The following is an 18,254-nucleotide window of genomic DNA, read 5'->3' as shown; positions in this document are numbered from 1 at the left end:
TAACCCTTGGCGCGTTTTGGGGTGATTAGGGGCGGGGGAGTTTGTTGCGGAGGGTTTTTGCTGCGTCACGGAGTTTCCTGGCCAGTTGGTAGGCGCCGTAGCGGGCTTTGTTGACCGGGAGGTCCCAGGTGCCGGGGTATGACACCTCGCGTCCGCCGAAGGACTTCTTGAAGGCCGTGAAGCCCGCCCACTTGTGGTCCGGTTCGCCTTCCGGGGCCACGCCCCACAGGTCCACGTGCTTGAGGCCCTTCTCCTTGGCATCGGCCATGAGGTTGACCAGCAAGGGGATGCCCGCGCTGAGCTTCCGGTGGGCGTCGTCCAGGGCTGCATGGGCGTAGACGCGGGTATCGGCGGAGTCATAGGCGAAGGCCGCCGCGATCGGCTCGCCCTCAAGCTCGGCGATGAACAACATGCCCGCGCCGGAGGGAAGCAGCGACTGCGCAACGGTGGTCAGGTACCCATCACTCTGCGGTTTGAACCCGTTCCGGGCCGCGGTGAGGTGCAGGAAGTGCAGGAGGACGGAAATGTCGGCGGGGTCCTGCGACGTCCGGAACGTCACACCCTTCTTGTGGATGTTGCGGTAAAGGTTGCGGTTGGTCGGCTTCATCCCGGCCAGCACATCCTTGAAGTCCTCTTCAAGGTCAACCACCCAGCTCAGCTCCGGCTGCTGGTTGACCGGCGCCGGCCGCAGCCCGCGGGCTCGCAGGAGGGGGCCGGCGTCGGACGCTGTGAATCCTGCCGCGACAGGCTCCATGCGCACAAAGACGGCATGGACCTCCTTGGCCAGGGCCACCAGAGCCGCCGTGGCGGCGTCGAACGCTTCCACGGAATCCGCCACGGGTCCGTAGGGGGAGTAGAGAACCTTGCCGGCGGGGTTTTTTTCCTCGATCGCGAGGAAGCTCCAGCCCGGTCCCGATTTCTCGTGGACCCGGCGGCCGAGGGCACGCTGGACATCGGCCCACGCGGGCGTCTGCAGGAAATGGTCCATGCTTATTTCCCCAGTCCGGTGGTCACGGCGAAGGCCACGCTGGTCCCCGTGGCACCCTGGACAGGGTGTACGTTGACCGGGTTCTCAATCTCCGGGATGAACGCGGCACCACCGCGCTGCACGCGGAGATCGCTCTTGGGGGAGTCGAGGACCACTGCTCCGGCAACAACCACGACGACGGCGGGACCGGTTTGTGCCAACGGCACCGGGGCTGCGTCCGGACCCAGTTCGATCCGTTGGAGCTGGAATTCCTTGAACGGCGGACGGTACAGTTCCTGCCCGAATTCCGTGCCCTCGGCCAACACCCTGGGCACGCCCAAAGACTCGAAGCGGACGGTCTTGAGCAGTTCGTCCACATCCACATGCTTTGGCGTGAGCCCGCCGCGGAGCACGTTGTCCGAGGACGCCATGACCTCAATGCCCAAGCCCCGGATATAGGCGTGGATGTTCCCGGCAGGGAGGTAGATTGCCTGCCCCGGCTCCAAGGACACAAGGTTCAGCAGCAGCGAAATGAGGACGCCGGGATCGCCGGGGAAGGCGTCGTTGATGTCCAGGAGGGTGGTCAGCGCTTCCTGGTGAGGTTCCCGCGGCGCACCTGCGCGGAGCACGGATTCCACGGCGACCACGGCTCCGGAAACCGTGCGTCCACCTTCAATCAGCCGGGTAAAAGCGGCCCGGAGCGCTGCCGACTCGTCAGGCTGGCCAAGATCGGCGATGACGCCCGTAATGGTGTCCGGGACATCCATGGCTGCCGAATCCAGGATCGTCGCAAGGTGTTCGAAGATGCTCTTCGCGGCTGCGGCGGACCGGAAACCGCACAGGGCCCGGAATGGCGTCAGGGCGAAGATCATCTCCGGCTTGTGGTTGTCATCGCGGTAGTTCCGCTCGGCGGCACCGGCGGGCAACCCCGCAGCATTCTCCCGCGCGAAACCCTCACGCGCCTGCTCCAGGCTCGGGTGTACCTGCAGCGACAGCGGCTGCTCAGCTGCGAGGACCTTGGTCAGGAAGGGCAGCCGGGGGCCGAACTCCGCCAGGCTCTCTGCGCCCAGATGGTGCAGCGGGTTCGAGGCGATCAATTCATCCAGGGACTGCGTCACGCCGTTGGGGTGGATGGCGGTGGACGGCGAATCCGGATGGGCCCCGATCCAAAGCTCCGCTTCCGGACCGCCCGAAGCGGGCCGCCCCAGCAAGTCCGCGATCGCCGTCGTCGAACCCCACACGTAGGGCCGCAAAACATTCTCAATCTGATACACGGAAAGAAGTCCTTATGTTGCTCGGAATGGGATGAAAAGGGGCGGTTAGAGCGGGGCGCACTGGCCATTGGTGGCCACGAGGTTACGGATACCCTGTTCGTCACCCTGCGCTTTGAGGCCGTTGAGCAGTTCCTCCGTGATCGGGGTGCCGTCAGGGGTGGTGGTGACCGGAGTGAAGTCCGACGACGACGGCGAGGGCTGCTGGCCGGCGGGCTTGAGTGCCGCTGGCTGGAAGGCTGCCTGTTGCTGGAGGGAGAGCTGCGGTTGAACCGGACCGGAGGCGGCTATCGGGCCCGCTCCCTGCACGGTGTTGGACACCAGGGAGTCGTTGGCCTTGGGCCCGTTGGAAGGCGTCAGCAGTTGCTGGACCCTTGAATGGATCAGGTCGAAATCGGGCACCGTGGAGAAGGAGGCGTCGAAGTCCGGCGGGCCGATGGTGAGGCGTTTGACCGGCTGGTTCTTCGATTTCAGAGCGAGGTCGACGAAGCTGCCCAGCTGGGAGGACGAGATGTTCGAATCCACCACCTTGGTTCCTGCGTTGGCGATGTCCTCGAACTTGGTCAGCAGGGTTGCCGGATCCAACTGCTTCAGCATGGCCTGCTGCACGCACTGCTGGCGGGCGATGCGGGCGTAGTCGTCCACGAACTCGCGGGACCGTCCGTACCACAGGGCGTGGAAGCCATCCAGGTGCTGGTCGCCGGCCGGGATCCAACCGTCAGGCATGCCGTGGATTCCGTTGGCTTCGTCGGTGACGGGACCGCTGATGGGAACCCAGCCGCCGGCCTTGATGCGGATGCCGCCCATGGCATCGATCAGTTTGGCGAAACCGTCCATGTCCACCAGGACATAGGCCTGGACAGTGATGCCAAGTGTTCCGGACACAGCCTCAAGGGTGGCTTGGGCCCCGGGGTCTGCCACACCGGGGTACAGGTCCTGGTATTTGTTGGTGACTTCCGTGTTGACGGCGTTGATGAGGCACTCGTCGCCGCAGTTGTACCCGTCGGGGTAGATCTTGCGCATCGGCGAATCTTCGCTGAACTGCGCGTTCTGGAGGTTTCGGGGCACCGAGATGATGGCGCTTTCGCCGGTCTTGGCGTCCACGCTGATGACGGAGAGGCTGTCCGGACGGCGGCCGGTGCGGTCATCTCCGGCGTCGCCGCCCATCATGAGGAAGTTGTAGCGTCCGTCCACCGGGTCAATGGCGGGCCCGGCATTGAAGATGCTGCCGATCGCGTTCCTGCTGACATTCAGGACGTAGGCGAGGTAGCCGAGTGAACCGCTCCCCAGGACAGTGGCAGCGACCAGCACGACGGCGATGATGAGCCGCATGCCCGGGGCCAGCAAAACCGGACGGATGATCCGGAGGGTGTTGAGGAACAGGAAGGCCCAGCCAAGGGCCAAGGCAATGAGCACCACGATGATCACAAGGGAGCCGACGGGGTGCGTGACTATGCCCAGCAGGAGGCTGCGGTTAAGGACGGCGATCAGTAAAGCCAGGATCGCTACCGCCCAGACTGCGAGGGTTACGCGCAGGGCAAGGCGGCCGAGTTTCCGGTCGCCGGCTACGATCTGGGCGCTGCCGGGGACGAACAAGGTGAGGAGGACCAGCACGAACGCGCGTTTGGTCCGCACCGGGGCGCTGGCCCCGGACGGATATCTGACGGGATCAGTCAGGGCTCCGCCTGGCTGACGGGTGTTCTGGTTCATGGTGGTCATCCGCGGCCTTCCTAGCGGGTGCTCCCCTCGGAAGTGTTTGCGGAAGCGAAGACCTCGCTGACTTTTTGCCGCAGGTTTTCGCCCTTCCTGGTGGCGGTATCGTTCAGTTCCCGGGCGAAGGTGAGGAGGTCGTCGCGGAGGCGGACAGCGAGGTCGTCAGTTCCTGATGCCAGCATCCGGACGGCCAGCAAGCCTGCGTTCCGGGCACCGGCGATCGAGACGGTGGCCACCGGAACGCCGGCAGGCATCTGGACGATGGACAACAACGAGTCCATGCCGTCCAGGGTCTTCAAGGGAACAGGAACACCGATCACGGGAAGGGGGGTGACTGAGGCCAGCATGCCCGGCAGGTGTGCCGCTCCGCCGGCGCCGGCGATGATGACGCGAAGTCCGCGCTCATGGGCAGTCTGGCCGTACCGGATCATCTCCGTGGGCATCCGGTGGGCGGAAACGACGTCTGCTTCGAACGGAATGCCGAACTCCGCCAAAGCATCGGCCGCGGCCTCCATGACCGGCCAGTCCGAATCCGAACCCATCACGAGGCCTACCAAGGGAGCGACTGTGGGGTTTGTCATGCGTTCTCCTCAGAGGATTCCGACGGGACGCGGCCGTCCCGGATGGTGTTTGCGACTGCCGTTGCGCGGGCACGGACGGAATCCACGTCGGAGGCGGTTGTGCCCAACAGGTTGACGTGGCCGATCTTGCGGCCGGGGCGCACGGACTTGCCGTAGCAGTGCACCTTGGCAGCCGGTTCAAAGGCCAGGGCCAGGGGGAAGGCAGCAAAAAGATCCTGGTTTTCCCCGCCCAGGAAGTTCTTCATGACGGCCACGGGTGCCAGGGCGTCCGTGGCACCCAGCGGAAGGTCCAGGACCGCTCGCAAGTGCTGTTCGAATTGGCTCGTGATGGAACCGTCCTGGGTCCAGTGACCCGTGTTGTGCGGGCGCATGGCGAGCTCGTTGATGAGGAAGCCGGCACCGACTCCCGGGGTTTCAAAGAGTTCGGCCGCCATAACGCCCGTGACGCCAAGCTCGGTGGCGATGCGCAGGGCAGCATCCTCGGCTGCGGCAGCCACTTCCACTGAGATGTTCTGGGCGGGGGCGATGACTTCATCGCACACTCCGTCCACTTGGATTGTGTGCACCACTGGCCACGCACGGGCTTCGCCGCTGGGTGTCCGCGCAACCAGGGCGGAGAGCTCGCGGCTGAAGTCCACCTTGGCTTCGGCAAGGAGGGGACTCATGGCTTGGAACCAGCTGGCGGTGTCTGCGGCATCCTCGGGGGAGTCGACGATGCGCACGCCCTTGCCGTCGTAACCGCCGCGGGGTGTCTTCAGGACCACCGGCCAGCCGATCTTGTCTCCGAACGCCACCAGCTCCTCCACCGTGTTCACGGCAGCCCACTCGGGGTTGGGAAGTCCGAGGCGGTCGATCGCGGCACGCATCACCAGTTTGTCCTGGGCGTTCACCAGTGACTCCGGCCCGGGTTGGACGTTCACGCCGGCGTCAAGCAGGGCGTGCAAGTGGTCCGTGGGAACGTGTTCGTGATCAAAGGTCAGGACATCCACGCCCTTGGCAAACTCGAGGAGGGTGTCCAGGTCCTTGTAATCGCCAACAGGCGCTGTGGCCACGGCGGCTACCGCTGAAACGTCCTCACCTTCGGCCAGGACGCGGAGTTCAAAGCCCAGTGCAGTAGCGGGCGGGGCCATCATGCGTGCGAGTTGGCCTCCGCCAACAACGCCAATAACAGGAAAAGTCACAAGGTTCAGCCTACCGAACCAGCGGCTCGATCACGGATTCCCCAGCGTAGTCAACTGTTTGCAGGAGCGTAGTCAACTGTGTTCAGGAGCGTAGCCACCTGTGTTTTAAAGGCCGCGGGGGACCCTGGAAGTACCGTCAAACAGCGTCTGCACAGGCTGCTCCAAGGCAACGCGAAAAAATCGGCGCTAAAATGGATGAGGCCCACCGGCCCTAATTTTCAACGGCCTTGGAGGGTCATGATCACCACACTTGCAGATCGCATCCGCGGACTTGCCTCGCTCTTCTGGCGCGAAGTAGCCAAGTTCGGCGCCGTTGGAGGTGTAGCTTTCGTCATTGACTCCGCCGTTTTCATTTGGCTCTTTTCGGGTCCCATGCACGGCAGCGAGGTCTGGGCCAAGGCGATCGCGACGATCGTTGCGAGTATTTTTTCCTGGATTGCCAACAGGTTCTGGACCTTCCGTCACCGGAAGCAAGCGAACGTTGTCCGTGAGGCCATTCTCTTTGCCGTGATGAACTTCGTCGGGCTTCTCATCGCGTCGGGCTGCGTGTGGGTTGCCAAGTACATCCTCAACCTCAATGACAAACCATCACTGTTCATTGCCGGCAGCGTAGTGGGCTTGATTCTCGGGACGATCTTCCGGTTCTTCGCCTACCGTTTCTGGGTCTTCAACGAAGAACTCGATGCAGAGCCCGAGTTCTCGCACGACCACGAGATCCTCGAGGTCCACCACAAAGGCCAGACCGGAACCGCCGGTGCCGGCCACGCCGGACCTCCGACGGGCGAGTTTCCCCGTATAAAGAACGGTTGACGGGCCTACGAACGGCTGACGCGCTCGTTCTCGAGCAGATGTTCGGTCACATCCACATCCTCGTGCACCAACACCACTGAACCGTCCCCCTGCCAGGCGCCAAGAGCTGCCGACAGTCCGGACTCCAGTCCCTCGGAGGCCCGCACCAGCAGGCGGACGCCGGGCTCGGCGGCTTCCGCAAACCGCTCCATAAGTTCCGCGTGGGCACAGCCGGCGCTGCCACGCACGGCTGCGAGTTCCGGGGTGGGCTCGTTGTGCACCATGAACACGTCACCGTGGGAACGCACTTCGGCAGCGTAGTCAACGACGCCGGGAGGCAGCTCGCCCGGCCAGCTCATGGCCAGCGCCGCGAGGGGTACCGCCACGACAGCGTCGTATGCCGCGCCCGGGTGGTCAGAGGGTTCATTGGTCACCAGCAGATCTGCGGCTGAGCCGTCCAGAACAACTTCCATGCCGAGTTGCCAAGCGGCCAGCGCCCACACAAAGGATTTCCAGTGCGCAGGGAGGTCGATCCTGATGGCCGTGCCCGGTTCGGCGTCGAGTTCGTCCTGCAGCAGGTTGCTGGTTTTGGCCACCCAGTTGTCCAGGACCCGGCCGGACAATTCCACCCGTTCGGAGTCGGGGCCGTACCACGTGAGCCTCGGCGAGGTGGAGTGGCCGGATCGCAGGGCGGACATCAAGTTGGCTGCCGGGATACTCATGGGTCCATCTTGGCACGCGTTGCACTGGCAGCGGGATGCCCTGTGTGAAATGCCGCACACCGGGATTAGTCCATTCGCTGGCGGGGCCGGCAGCCATGGCGGGAATCCGCGGAAAGCCGGGGTACGCGGGCGGCAAGCAGGATGTCGCTTTCGTTTTGGTTCCGCCACGCCCGGGGACCAGTACCAAAACGTTGGGCGTGGCGCAGCCCACGTTTCTACAGATTCTTGATTATTATCCCGGCGCGGCTTGACTGGCAGCTAGTTACACACGTGTAATTAGTAATCAAACGCCGCTGCACAGAGGACCGGAACGAACACCGGGAATCGGAAAACATCCAAGCAGCAGCTGCAAAATCAGGAGGGACGCCATGGGGCAAGCGTTGCGTATCCAGGAAGATGCAGTCGTCGCAGAACACGCGTCGGTAAAATACCGGTCGCGGGAAGTACCCGGGGATTGGTATGTGGATCCGGCGGATCCCGAAGCGGCAGAGAAATACAACCAGAACGTGCAGCAATCGCTGGAGGAGCAGGCAACGGCGCTCCTCGCAGCCCACGAGGCCTTGATCGGGGACGACCCCGCCGCGGCTGAGGACGAACTTGACGATCCACCCATGGAGTTGCGCCGTCCGCTTGAAAACCCGGTGCAGCCTGTCTGGATCGGGTTGCCTACGCACGCTGACTTCGATGATGAAGGTGAGCTTGGCTGGCAGACGGATGCGCTGTGCGCACAGACCGACCCCGAAGCCTTCTTCCCTGAAAAGGGCGGTTCCACCAGGGACGCCAAGAAGGTCTGCGGAGCGTGCAACGTCCGCTCGCAGTGCCTTGAGTACGCCCTCGCGAACGACGAACGATTCGGCATTTGGGGCGGCCTCTCCGAGCGTGAGCGTCGTCGGCTAAGGAAGCGAGCGGTCTAATTCTTAAGGAAGTGCACGTTACCGCCGTCGTGGTTGCCCACGACGGCGGGAACTATCTCCCCAGGACATTGGCGGCATTGTCGAACCAGACGCGTTCGGCAGATGCCGCCATTGGCGTTGATGCGGGATCGACCGACCATTCGGCGGAACTGCTCCGTAATGTGCTCGGCGATGCCAACGTGGTGGAACTTCACCACCACGCAAAAGCCGGGTTTGGTTCTGCCGTCCGGTCCGGATTGGAGCAGTTGGCTCCCGCCGGATCAACGTCGTCGGAAACAACGGAATGGATCTGGCTGCTTCATGATGACGCGGCCCCGGCCCCGGATGCGCTGGCGGAACTCCTCCATGCCGTTGAGCGGACTACGTCGGTAACAGTTGCCGGCTGCAAGCAGTTGGGCTGGGACGACGAGCGGCACTTGGTTGATGTGGGCTTGTCCACGAGCCGATGGGCAGAACGCCTGACGCTGATCGACGCTGACGAGGTGGATCAGGGCCAATACGATGCCCGCACCGACACCTTCGCAGTCAATTCGGCAGGCATGTTGATCCGACGCGACGTCTGGGAGCAGTTTGGCGGCTTCGACCCCGCACTGCCCGGGAGCGGCGATGACGTCGACTTCTGCTGGCGGAACTGGCTTGCAGGCAACCGCGTGGTTGTTGTTCCCAGCGCACGGATGTTCCACGTGGAGCACCGCCCCAACGGCCTGGGAACCTCCGCGGCTGCCCGTAAGGCCCAGATCCACCTCCGCCTCAAACACACTGCCTGGTGGAAAGTGCCGTTCCACGCTGTGGGCGCGCTGCTGGGCTCTTTGCTGCGCCTGGTCCTCAGCATCCTGGTGAAGGAACCCGGCTACGGCTTCTCGCAATTCACCTCCACGGTTTCCGCCCTAGCCCGTCCAATGGCAGTGGTGCGAAGCCGACGCTCAGCCGCCCGGACGCGGAGCCTGCACCGGACCGTGGTCCGGGGACTCCAACGCTCCTCGCGCGAGGTCCGCGCGCACCGGCGTTCCCTGCTGGAAGCCATCCGACCCCCTGAAGAGCGCCAAGAGGTCTCCGATCTCCTGGCACCGGAACCCAGCGGAGACTCCACGGACGACTTCGCGGCACTGGCCACGAACGAGCGCGGTTGGGTGGGAACGGGAGCGGTGGCAGCGGTCCTCGTCACCCTTGCCGCAGCGATGGTGGGACTTCTCGGGCTTCTCCGCACGGGAGCAGTTACAGGAGGAAGCCTCCTGCCGGTGTCCGCGACTCCGGGAGCCATGTGGGACAACGCCTCCACGTGGTGGATTTCCTTGGGCGCCGGATTGCCCGGCCATGGTGATCCGTTCGGATACGTTCTGTGGGCAATCTCCATCCTGGGCGGTGGCGACGGAAACGCAGCGATGAGCTGGCTGTTGGTCCTGGCCCTGCCCCTGTCCGCACTGGGCGCTTGGTTCGCCGTTGGTGCGTTGACCAGGCTCCGCCGTTTCAGGATGGTAGCGGCCCTTGTCTGGGGAAGCGCGCCTGCACTTTTGATTGCCGTCAACGAGGGCCGTCTTGGGGCCCTCGTGGCACATGTCCTGATGCCCTTGCTGCTCTTGGCGCTGTTGCGGGCGTCCGGTTCAGCACTGGCCAACGGTGGCCGTCACCAACTCCCCGCCCGTCGTCCCGCCCCGGGCCGAAGCAAGCCCGGGGTCAACGGAGTGCCCTCATGGACAGCAGCTGCTGCAGCGGGCCTGGTCATGGCTGCCATTACGGCATCAGCTCCCTCGTTGCTGGGGCCCATCGCCGTAGCCATTGTCCTGGCTGCCGTTGTTTTGGGACGTCGGGGAAAAACGCTGTGGTGGTCGCTTCTGCCCAGCGCCGCACTCTTCATCCCGTATGCGATTTCCGCCGCGGACCGTCCCCGCTCCTTGCTCGCCGATCCCGGCGTGCCCCGGTTCTTTGAAGCGGCACCGCTTTGGCAGCAACTCCTCGGGCAGCCGCTGGCGTTCGACGTCGACGGCGGACTAACCGGTCTGGGGCTCTTTGGGCCGGGGTCGGTTCCGTGGGCCCTGATCCTTGCATTGCTGATCGGCGTCCCGGTGCTGGTGCTTGCTGTCGTCGCCTTGTTCCTGCCCGGTAAGCGCATGGTCCTGGCCCGTATTTTCTGGCTGGCCGCCCTGGCCACTCTTGCCTGCAGCTGGTTGTTCGGGCATGTGGCTACGGGCGTGAACAACAACGTACTGGCCGGCCCCTTCACAGGACCGGCTGTTTCGGCGGCCGGGGTACTGCTGTTGGGTGCTGCGATGATCGGCGCCGACCGCATCTTCGGCACGTCCCGGTCCGCGGGTGCAGTGCGTTGGAAGCCATCGCTGCGCGGAGCCGTCTCGGGCGTCACCGTCGCCGTCCTGTTGGCTGGCCCGTTGGCCGGCATGGGCGCTTGGGTAGCGCAGAACGTCCTGCAACCGGATGCCCCGACGACGCAACGTGCGGAGGCCGGTGCGGCCGCCTCACTCGGCGCTTCACGACACGTCCGGGCGGTGGAGACCGCCACCTTGCCGGCCACCGCCGTCGACCGCGGCGTGGGACCCGAGCGCACCAGGACGCTGGTTATCACCAGCGGCGAGCAGGGCGAGTTCACGTCGTCATTGATGCGGGGTGCCGGGACCACTCTGGACAGCCTTTCCACGATCGCCTCGGCCCGCACCATCAGCGGTGCGCCGGGCCGGGAGGAAATGAACACCGACGACGCCGCAACCGCCTCGCTCCGCAGGGCCGTAGCGACGATCGTGGCCAGCACGGGCGTGGATCCACGTGCCGATCTGGAACAACTCGGCGCAGGTTTTGTGGTCCTCAAGGCTGCAGACAGCGCCGCGCAACTGACCGCCAGCCGGATAGACGCAGTTCCCGGACTTGTTGCTGTGGGGCAAACCGAAGCTGGATGGCTGTGGCGCGTTACTCCGCGCGGAGCGGCGGCCACCACGGTCTCGGACACCGCAGTCCGCGCACGGATCATTGACGCCAAGGACACCGTGATCGGTGCCCTGCCTTCCGAGGACGTAAGCGTGGCCGGGGACGTGCCCTCAGGCGACCCGGGACGCAAGGTAGTACTCGCTGAACGCTTCGACACCGGCTGGAAGGCGTGGTTGGACGGCAAGGAGCTCCCGGCCACGACGTCCGGCTGGTCCCAGGCCTTCGAACTTCCCGCCACCGGCGGGCACCTTGAAATTCGCCACACCAACCCTTGGGCCCTATGGCTGGGAATCCTGCAGGCACTGGTATTCGGGCTCACGGCACTCCTGGCCGTACCCGTACCCGCCCGCCGTTCCCGGACCGGCATGACAAGGGACGAAGTTTCCCTCCGTAAGGAGTACAGCAGTGTCTGACGAGCAGGAGAAAGCGGGCCGGGACAACCGGCGCAATTCCAAGAGCCGGCGCGGTTCCAACAAGGGCGTTGTCGGCGGCGTGGTGTCCGCGGTGGTGATCCTGGTCGCCGGGGGAGGCGCCGTGGCAGCATCCGGAATGGTTCCCGGTCCAACGGGCAGCAGCAACGTCGAAGTGAAGCAAGCCGATGTCCCTGCCGGGCGGTCGCTTGGCGTCTGCCCTGAGCCTGCCCGGTTGGTCACTGGAACCGATGTGGATACCGATGCCGACTTCAGCCCGGTATCGACAACCGCGACGAGTGCGCTCAACGCCGTCGTCCTCAGCAATCCGGCCGGAACGGTCCCCGGCAGCAACGTCACGTCCCTGGACGGCAAGGGCATAGCCAGGATCGCCCAGGCTCCCGCCAGCAAGCCTTCGCCCACGCCGGGTCCGCCCGTGCTGGCCGCAGCCGTTGCTTCCATCACGTCCGTGACGGCCCCGGCAGTGGTGGGCGCGGATCCGATCGGAAACGAACAAGCTTCCCTGTCTGCAAACCTCAGCTATTCGGCCACGGACGGTGACCTGCGGGGCATGGCGGCCGCGCAGTGCCAGCAACCCGGAAACGACTCATGGTTGCTCGGCGCCAACACGGCTTTGGGGCGGACTGCGGTGCTCAATCTCAGCAATGCGTCCGAGACCCCTGCCACGGTCAGCCTGGACCTTTTTGGTGCCCAGGGGCAGATCCAAGCCCCCGGCGCCAGGGGACTCCTGGTCGCGCCGGGGACCACGCGTTCGGTGAACCTGGCTGGATTGGCTCCGAACGAGTCGGAACTGGCGGTGCACGTCCGCAGTACCGGCGGGCCCGTGGCTGGAACCATCCAGCAGAGCGCCCTGCGGGGGCTTGTCCCCGGCGGCGTCGACTTCCTCTCGCCCGGCACGGCGCCGTCCACGCTTCAGGTGATGTCCGGCGTCGATATCCAGGACGCCGCAGCTGTTCAGGCGCTCGGCGGGAAGCCAGGTTTCACCGATGCTGTCCCGTCGCTCCAACTGGCCGTTCCGGGCTCCAGTGACGCCGTGGTGCAGGTGAAGGTCTACGGCGCCAACGGAGAACGGCAAATCCCCGACGGGGGAGTGGTGACCGTGAAGGGCGGCACTGTTGCGTCGTTGAAGCTGGATGGACTTCCTTCCGGCAGTTACACCGTCACGGCGAGCTCGGACGTGGCGTTCGTGGCCTCCTCCCGCGTTGTCCGGGGAGCCAAGGCTGACTCACCGGCCGATTTTGCCTGGTCCCCTTCTGCTTCCCGCTTGGGCAGCCAGCACTTGGTAGCTGCCCCGCGCGCGGGCCAGAGCTTCTTCAGTTTCGGGGTGCCGGAAGGGCGGGCAACCGTGAGCTATGCCCCGGTAACCGCCGATGGCAAGGTCGGGAAGTCCGTGGACGTCGATATGTCCGGCGGCACGACGTCCCTGATCGAGCTCCCGGCCACGTCGGGCGGTGCTGCGGTAGCCGGTTACGTGGTTTCAGCTGAAGGTGATCCCGTCTACGGTTCCGTGGTCCTGGGAAACAAGGACCGTCCCGACGTGTCCGTGCTGGCCATTCAGGACGCCGCGGACGGCCTGCGGAAGGTGCCCGTCACGGTCGGTTACTGAGCGGCCTGCAGCCGGTTCGGCCCGGCTTGAGGCTGCCGGCACACCGCCCTACTGATAACGACGGCGGTACACGGGGTCGAGCGTCTCAGGTGGCACTCCGAGCATCTCGGCCGTGTACTCCACCACAACGTCATGGACCAGGTCCTGGAGTTCCTCGCGGGTGCCCGCAGCCTGTTCAACAACCCGCCGGTACACCGTGATCATGGGAGGTTCGCCTCCACGGGCCGGCGTGTATGCCCCCATGGGCGCTGCCGTGCGTTCGGCGACCAGCTGCTCCAGCCGGGGCGGGATCTCATCCACGGCAAAGAGCACGCCATCGAGTTGCTGGCCCCACATCTCCTGCAGCCGTTCGGCCGAGTCGAGCACCATGTCATCGAAGCGCTCGGAGCGGGACCGGAAGCCCGGAAGGTTGGGGAGCATCAGCTCGCCCCGCAGGCCCCGCCCGTGACGGTTGCGACGGCGCCGCCGGAACCCGCGGGGGGCTTGCGCAGCAGGGTCAGTGGCCTGACTGCCGTTGGCGTCATTCCACTGGATGGTGAAGCCAGGAACCTGTGGCTGTGACTGCATACAACGACTGTAGTCCCGCCATACCGCCAGCGCGACATCATGGGGCCGGCGCCGCCGTCGGGCCCTGCTTCGGAGCCGAAATGCAGCCTGCTGTGCCCGTCAATGCACGCTCCAGGGGCCAACAGCGGCTAATCTGGGATGTTGTGGGTGCTATTCGCCAGTGTTCAAGATCAGCCTGCCGCCAGTCAGCGGTAGCTACTTTGACGTACGTCTATGCCGAGTCGACCGCCGTTCTGGGCCCGTTGGCAACGTACGCCGAACCCCACGCTTATGACCTCTGTGCCCAGCACGCGGAGACGCTGACAGTGCCGCGGGGATGGGAAGTGCTTCGCCTGGCCATGCCGGGCACCCCGCCGCAGCCGGGGCCGGATGATCTGCTGGCCCTTGCGAACGCAGTGCGGGAAGCCGCATCCGCAGCACCGGAAAGCCCTGCCCGTACCCCGCGCACACCGGTGGAACCGCCTGCCGCAGTTGAGGGCACCCGACGGGGACACCTGAGGGTCCTGCGCGAACCTTCCTGACCCGGCAGCCAGCCCGGGGACGGAGGCAATATTTCGCCGGCTCCGTGACGCATAGTCCCGCGCGGTAGGCTGGAACCTGCAGAATAATCAGCCCGTGGCGCCATGCCCGGCGCCATCCAGGGAGCATTCACCATGCCAAAGGTAAGTCCTGAACTGTTGTCCATCCTGCGTTGCCCGGTGACAGGGTCTGCGCTGGTGCAGGAAGGCGAGGAGCTCGTCTCCACGGAGGCCGACGCCGCCGGCAACAAGGTCCATTACGGAATCGAAGACGGAATTCCCCTGCTCCTGCCGCCGGACCTTCTTCCGGCCGCCGACGCCTGATTCTCCCAAGACACGAATTCCACAAGGTACATCGAAGGACACCCATGACTTTTGACTACAAAGTAGCCGACATCTCCCTGGCCGAGGCCGGACGCCACCAGATCCGCCTGGCCGAGCATGAAATGCCGGGCCTGATGTCGCTGCGCGCAGAATTCGGCGCCTCCCAGCCCCTGAAGGGTGCCCGGATTGCCGGCTCGCTGCACATGACCGTGCAGACTGCCGTGCTGATCGAGACCCTCACCGCTTTGGGCGCCGAAGTCCGCTGGGCATCGTGCAACATTTTCTCCACCCAGGATGAGGCCGCGGCCGCCGTCGTGGTTGGCAAGGGAACTCCGGAAGACCCGCAGGGTGTTCCCGTCTTCGCTTGGAAGGGCGAAACCCTGGAAGAGTACTGGTGGACCGCAGAGCAGATCCTCACCTGGCCGGGTGCCGACAGCAACCCGGAGCTGGGCCCCAACATGATCCTCGACGACGGCGGCGACGCAACGCTCCTGCTGCATAAGGGCGTTGAGTTCGAAGCCGCCGGGGCTGTCCCGGCCACAACGGAAGAGGACCCCGAGGAATACGGCATCATCCTGGACGTCCTTCGCCGCACGCTTGCCGAGGACCCGCAGAAGTGGACGCGCACCGCGGCCCGCATCCAGGGCGTCACCGAGGAGACCACCACGGGTGTCCACCGCCTGTACCAGCTCGCCGAGCAGGGCAAGCTCCTCTTCCCGGCCATCAATGTCAACGACTCCGTGACCAAGAGCAAGTTCGACAACAAATACGGCATCCGCCACTCCCTCCCTGATGGCATCAACCGGGCCACCGACGTCCTCATGGGCGGCAAGGTCGCCGTCGTTTGTGGCTATGGCGACGTCGGCAAGGGTGCGGCCGAGGCGCTCCGGGGCCAGGGTTCCCGCGTCGTGGTCACCGAGATCGACCCCATCTGTGCCTTGCAGGCCGCCATGGACGGATACCAGGTGGCCAAGCTGGAGACGGTTCTGGCGCAGGGTGACATTTTCATCACCACCACCGGCAACAAGGACGTCATCTTGGCCGAGCACATGGTGGGCATGAAGAACAAGGCGATCGTGGGCAACATCGGCCACTTCGACAACGAGATCGACATCGCCGGCCTTGCCAAGCTTCCCGGCGTCAGGAAGGTTGAAATCAAGCCGCAGGTCCACGAATGGGTCTTCGACTCCGGAACGGACAACGAGCGCTCCATCATCGTGCTCTCCGAAGGCCGCCTGCTGAACCTCGGCAACGCCACGGGCCACCCGTCGTTCGTGATGAGCAACTCCTTCGCCAACCAGACCATCGCGCAGATCGAACTGTGGACCAAGCACGACCAGCCTGCCGGCGAGCGTGAGTACGAGAAGCAGGTTTACGTCCTGCCGAAGATCCTTGACGAGAAGGTGGCACGCCTCCACCTTGACGCGCTTGGCGTGGAGCTGACCGAACTGAGCAAGGAACAGGCCGAATACCTGGGCCTTGACGTTGCCGGGCCCTACAAGCCGGAGCATTACCGCTACTAAGCCTTGTGACAAGAACTGGAAGGCCGGACACGCGAACCTGCGTGGCCGGCCTTTCGGCTAAAATTGACTGTTCAGTAAAGCTGCCGGGGGACAGGAAGACGGGAACCATGACCGAAGTCGCAAAGCGGAAGACAGGCAAGGTCGTTGCCATCATCGGGATCTGCGCGGCCATTGCGGCCGGCGGAATCGGTGTGGCCACCGTCCCCGGCCTCCTGCCGGGCTCCGCTTCCAATGACCCAGGAATGGTGCAGTCGCCCGCTCCCGAGGCCAAGCCCGTGGAGCTCGGCGTCACTCCGCTTGACGGTGCGGTGGAGTGGAATCCGGTGGTTGGTCCGCAGGTGAAAGCTGTCAACGGCAAAATCAAGGACGTTCGCCTGGTTCCTGCTGACGGAGGTACTCCCGTGCAAGGGAAGATCAGTCCGGACGGCAGCACGTGGACCACGCTGGAGGTCCTGAAGTTCAAGACCCAATACAACTACTCCTTCACGGTGGCTGACTCTGCCGGCAAGGAAACCACCAGAAACCAAACTTTCACCACCGTCTCGGCAGCCTATGAAGCGGATGCGTCCATCTACCCCCGCAACGGCACCGTGGCAGGTTCAGGGCAGCCGATCGAGATCAACTTCAGTGAACCGGTCCTGGACAAGGCCGCCATGGAAAAGCGCGTTGCCATCACTGTCTCCTCGGGACAGCCGGTGGCCTGGCACTGGTACTCGGACAAGAAAGTACGCATCCGGCCCGAAGCCTTCTGGGCCGCGGGAACCACTGTCACGGTGGACATGAAACTCCTGGGCGTCGACTTCGGCAACGGAATGATCGGCAACGGGGACGTCACGTCCACCTTCACCACCGGTCCGCAGCGCATAGCCGTGGTTGACGACACCACCAAGACCATGAACGTGTACATCGACGGCAAGCTGGCACACACAGCGCCGGTGTCCCTGGGCGGGGAGGACTGGCTCTCGCCCACGGGCTATGCGGTGATCATGGAGCAGGAACGCCACTCCAACTTCAACGCCGGGACCATCGGGCTGAAGCCGGGGGACAAGGGCTACTATCCGCCGCTGGTGGTGGAGTACGCCAACCGGCTGACGTGGTCCGGCGTCTACGTTCACCAGGCTTTGGAGGCCGCGTGGGGTGCCATCGGACGCGCCAATGTGTCGCACGGTTGCGTGGGTCTCTTGCCTGAGGATGCCGCCTGGTTCTTCAACAACATGAAGACCGGCGACGTCGTGCAGATCCTCAACACGGGCGCCCCCGCCGTCGAGCCGCTCGAAGGCTTCGGTGACTGGAACATTCCATGGGCAAGCTACGCCCAAAGGTAGGCCCCTAGCCCAAGTGGGTCGCAGTTAAGCGCGTTATGACGGGTCTAAACGCGCACTATTGCGACCTGGTTGGGTGCGGTCAGCGCTCCGTGAACGGCAGCTTGCGGAGCCTTTCACCGGTGGCCAGATTGCGCTGCTCGGCACGCTTGAGCCGCTCGTACTCCCGGTTCCGGCGTTCGCCCAGGACTGCCCCGATGTAGTCTCCGGGCATGGTTCCTGCCGGCGGGGGCGGAGCCACATAGCTGGCAAGTTCGGAAGCCAAGGCAATGGCCATGTTGGTTCGCGATGCCGGCGCCATCCGATATGCCTGTTGGACGAACGTCGCCGCACGGCGCGCGGTATTGTCCGGGATGCGCCCGATGTCGGCCATGGCCACCCACCCTTGAAGGTACGGTGGCGCGGCAGGCAGGATACGCGGTTCCACAGGAACCCTCTGGCGAAGGGAGTATGTTCCGGCCACGATGTCACCCAACCGTTTGGACTTCTCGCTGAACAGCGCCACACCAATGGCGAGTCCACCAAACGTCACGTAGATTTCGAGGAACCCGAGCAGCCCGCGGATCACCGCATGCCGGAACCGGATGGAACCGCCGTCGTCGCGGACAATGCGGAGTCCTGCGGCAAGTTTGCCCAGGGAACGACCACGGGTGAGGGTTTCCACCGTGACCGGGACGATGACGAACGAGAAAACGACGCAGGCCAGGATGATGGCCCGCGTTGCGGCCGCGTCCAGGTCCGGGGCGGCGAAGCCGACGAGGATGATCAGCAGGATGAGCAGCACGACGTTCGCGATGACGTCCAGGACCAGGCCCAGGGCGCGGGCGGCGAATGAGGCAGGGCGCAGTTCAAGGACTACTGCCTCGCCTGTGACGATTGAACTCAACCGGG

16 protein-coding genes are annotated in these 18,254 nt (G+C 64.7%); 8 read left to right on the top strand and 8 right to left on the bottom strand.

Going from position 1 to position 18,254, the window contains the following annotated elements:
- Positions 1-25: 25 nt before the first annotated feature.
- From HMI59_RS15140 to HMI59_RS15120, 5 genes are read right to left on the bottom strand one after another with little or no spacing between them, the layout of a single operon-like run.
- Entirely contained in the window at positions 26-988 is a 963-nt protein-coding gene (locus HMI59_RS15140; protein ID WP_193591756.1) for a peptidoglycan bridge formation glycyltransferase FemA/FemB family protein, read from the bottom strand.
- 2 nt (positions 989-990) lie between these two features.
- Positions 991-2,241: a mannose-6-phosphate isomerase, class I gene (gene manA, locus HMI59_RS15135; RefSeq protein ID WP_193591755.1), complete on the bottom strand. Its 1,251-nt coding sequence runs from the start codon at positions 2,239-2,241 to the stop codon at positions 991-993.
- 45 nt (positions 2,242-2,286) lie between these two features.
- Positions 2,287-3,957: an LCP family protein gene (locus tag HMI59_RS15130; RefSeq protein WP_370583506.1), complete on the bottom strand. Its 1,671-nt coding sequence runs from the start codon at positions 3,955-3,957 to the stop codon at positions 2,287-2,289.
- Positions 3,958-3,968: 11 nt separating this feature from the next.
- Positions 3,969-4,532, bottom strand: a complete 564-nt coding sequence (gene purE, locus HMI59_RS15125; protein ID WP_021471489.1) for a 5-(carboxyamino)imidazole ribonucleotide mutase — start codon at positions 4,530-4,532, stop codon at positions 3,969-3,971.
- The gene (locus HMI59_RS15120; protein WP_082038921.1) at positions 4,529-5,713 is read right to left on the bottom strand and encodes a 5-(carboxyamino)imidazole ribonucleotide synthase; all 1,185 of its coding nucleotides are present in this window, start codon (positions 5,711-5,713) and stop codon (positions 4,529-4,531) included. Before HMI59_RS15120 ends, purE begins: the two co-directional genes overlap by 4 nt.
- Before the next feature lie 237 nt (positions 5,714-5,950).
- Between HMI59_RS15120 and HMI59_RS15115 the strand changes: the two genes are divergently transcribed.
- On the top strand, positions 5,951-6,523 hold the full coding sequence (locus HMI59_RS15115) for a GtrA family protein (protein WP_021471487.1): 573 nt from the start codon (positions 5,951-5,953) through the stop codon (positions 6,521-6,523).
- 5 nt (positions 6,524-6,528) lie between these two features.
- Here HMI59_RS15115 and HMI59_RS15110 read toward each other — a convergent pair whose 3' ends face one another.
- Entirely contained in the window at positions 6,529-7,224 is a 696-nt protein-coding gene (locus HMI59_RS15110) for a TIGR03089 family protein (RefSeq protein WP_021471486.1), read from the bottom strand.
- A 368-nt stretch (positions 7,225-7,592) separates the two neighbouring features.
- On the opposite strand from HMI59_RS15110, the gene HMI59_RS25980 reads away from it, so the two are divergent.
- The 3 genes from HMI59_RS25980 to HMI59_RS15095 are packed head-to-tail and all read left to right on the top strand — an operon-like array spanning position 7,593 to position 13,109.
- Complete coding sequence (locus tag HMI59_RS25980) at positions 7,593-8,138, top strand: WhiB family transcriptional regulator (protein WP_193591754.1); 546 nt, start codon at positions 7,593-7,595, stop codon at positions 8,136-8,138.
- 11 nt (positions 8,139-8,149) lie between these two features.
- Positions 8,150-11,485, top strand: a complete 3,336-nt coding sequence (locus HMI59_RS15100) for a glycosyltransferase family 2 protein (RefSeq protein ID WP_193591753.1) — start codon at positions 8,150-8,152, stop codon at positions 11,483-11,485.
- On the top strand, positions 11,478-13,109 hold the full coding sequence (locus HMI59_RS15095; RefSeq protein ID WP_193591752.1) for a DUF5719 family protein: 1,632 nt from the start codon (positions 11,478-11,480) through the stop codon (positions 13,107-13,109). The genes HMI59_RS15100 and HMI59_RS15095 overlap by 8 nt, the downstream gene beginning before the upstream one ends.
- 48 nt (positions 13,110-13,157) lie before the next feature.
- Here the strand turns inward: HMI59_RS15095 and HMI59_RS15090 are convergent, their stop codons facing one another.
- Positions 13,158-13,676, bottom strand: coding sequence for a metallopeptidase family protein (locus tag HMI59_RS15090; RefSeq protein ID WP_193591751.1), 519 nt, complete (start codon positions 13,674-13,676; stop codon positions 13,158-13,160).
- A gap of 143 nt (positions 13,677-13,819) precedes the next feature.
- Here HMI59_RS15090 and HMI59_RS15085 point away from each other — a divergent pair, with 143 nt between their 5' ends.
- From HMI59_RS15085 to HMI59_RS15070, 4 genes are all read left to right on the top strand, one after another.
- Entirely contained in the window at positions 13,820-14,197 is a 378-nt protein-coding gene (locus tag HMI59_RS15085) for a DUF3499 domain-containing protein (protein ID WP_031216227.1), read from the top strand.
- Between the two features lie 132 nt (positions 14,198-14,329).
- Complete coding sequence (locus HMI59_RS15080; protein WP_031216225.1) at positions 14,330-14,518, top strand: Trm112 family protein; 189 nt, start codon at positions 14,330-14,332, stop codon at positions 14,516-14,518.
- Positions 14,519-14,562: 44 nt separating this feature from the next.
- Positions 14,563-16,041 (top strand): adenosylhomocysteinase, encoded by a 1,479-nt coding sequence (gene ahcY / locus HMI59_RS15075; protein WP_193591750.1) that lies wholly within the window; start codon positions 14,563-14,565, stop codon positions 16,039-16,041.
- A gap of 107 nt (positions 16,042-16,148) precedes the next feature.
- Positions 16,149-17,366, top strand: a complete 1,218-nt coding sequence (locus HMI59_RS15070; protein WP_193591749.1) for an Ig-like domain-containing protein — start codon at positions 16,149-16,151, stop codon at positions 17,364-17,366.
- 79 nt (positions 17,367-17,445) lie between these two features.
- Here HMI59_RS15070 and HMI59_RS15065 read toward each other — a convergent pair whose 3' ends face one another.
- Positions 17,446-18,249, bottom strand: coding sequence for an RDD family protein (locus HMI59_RS15065; RefSeq protein ID WP_021471477.1), 804 nt, complete (start codon positions 18,247-18,249; stop codon positions 17,446-17,448).
- Positions 18,250-18,254 lie beyond the last annotated feature (5 nt).

The organism is Paenarthrobacter sp. YJN-5, from assembly GCF_015040095.1.
In the GTDB taxonomy this organism is placed as follows: Bacteria; Actinomycetota; Actinomycetes; order Actinomycetales; family Micrococcaceae; genus Arthrobacter; species Arthrobacter ureafaciens.
Note: the sequence above shows the minus strand (reverse complement) of the source record. Positions and strands in the feature narration are given on the sequence as shown.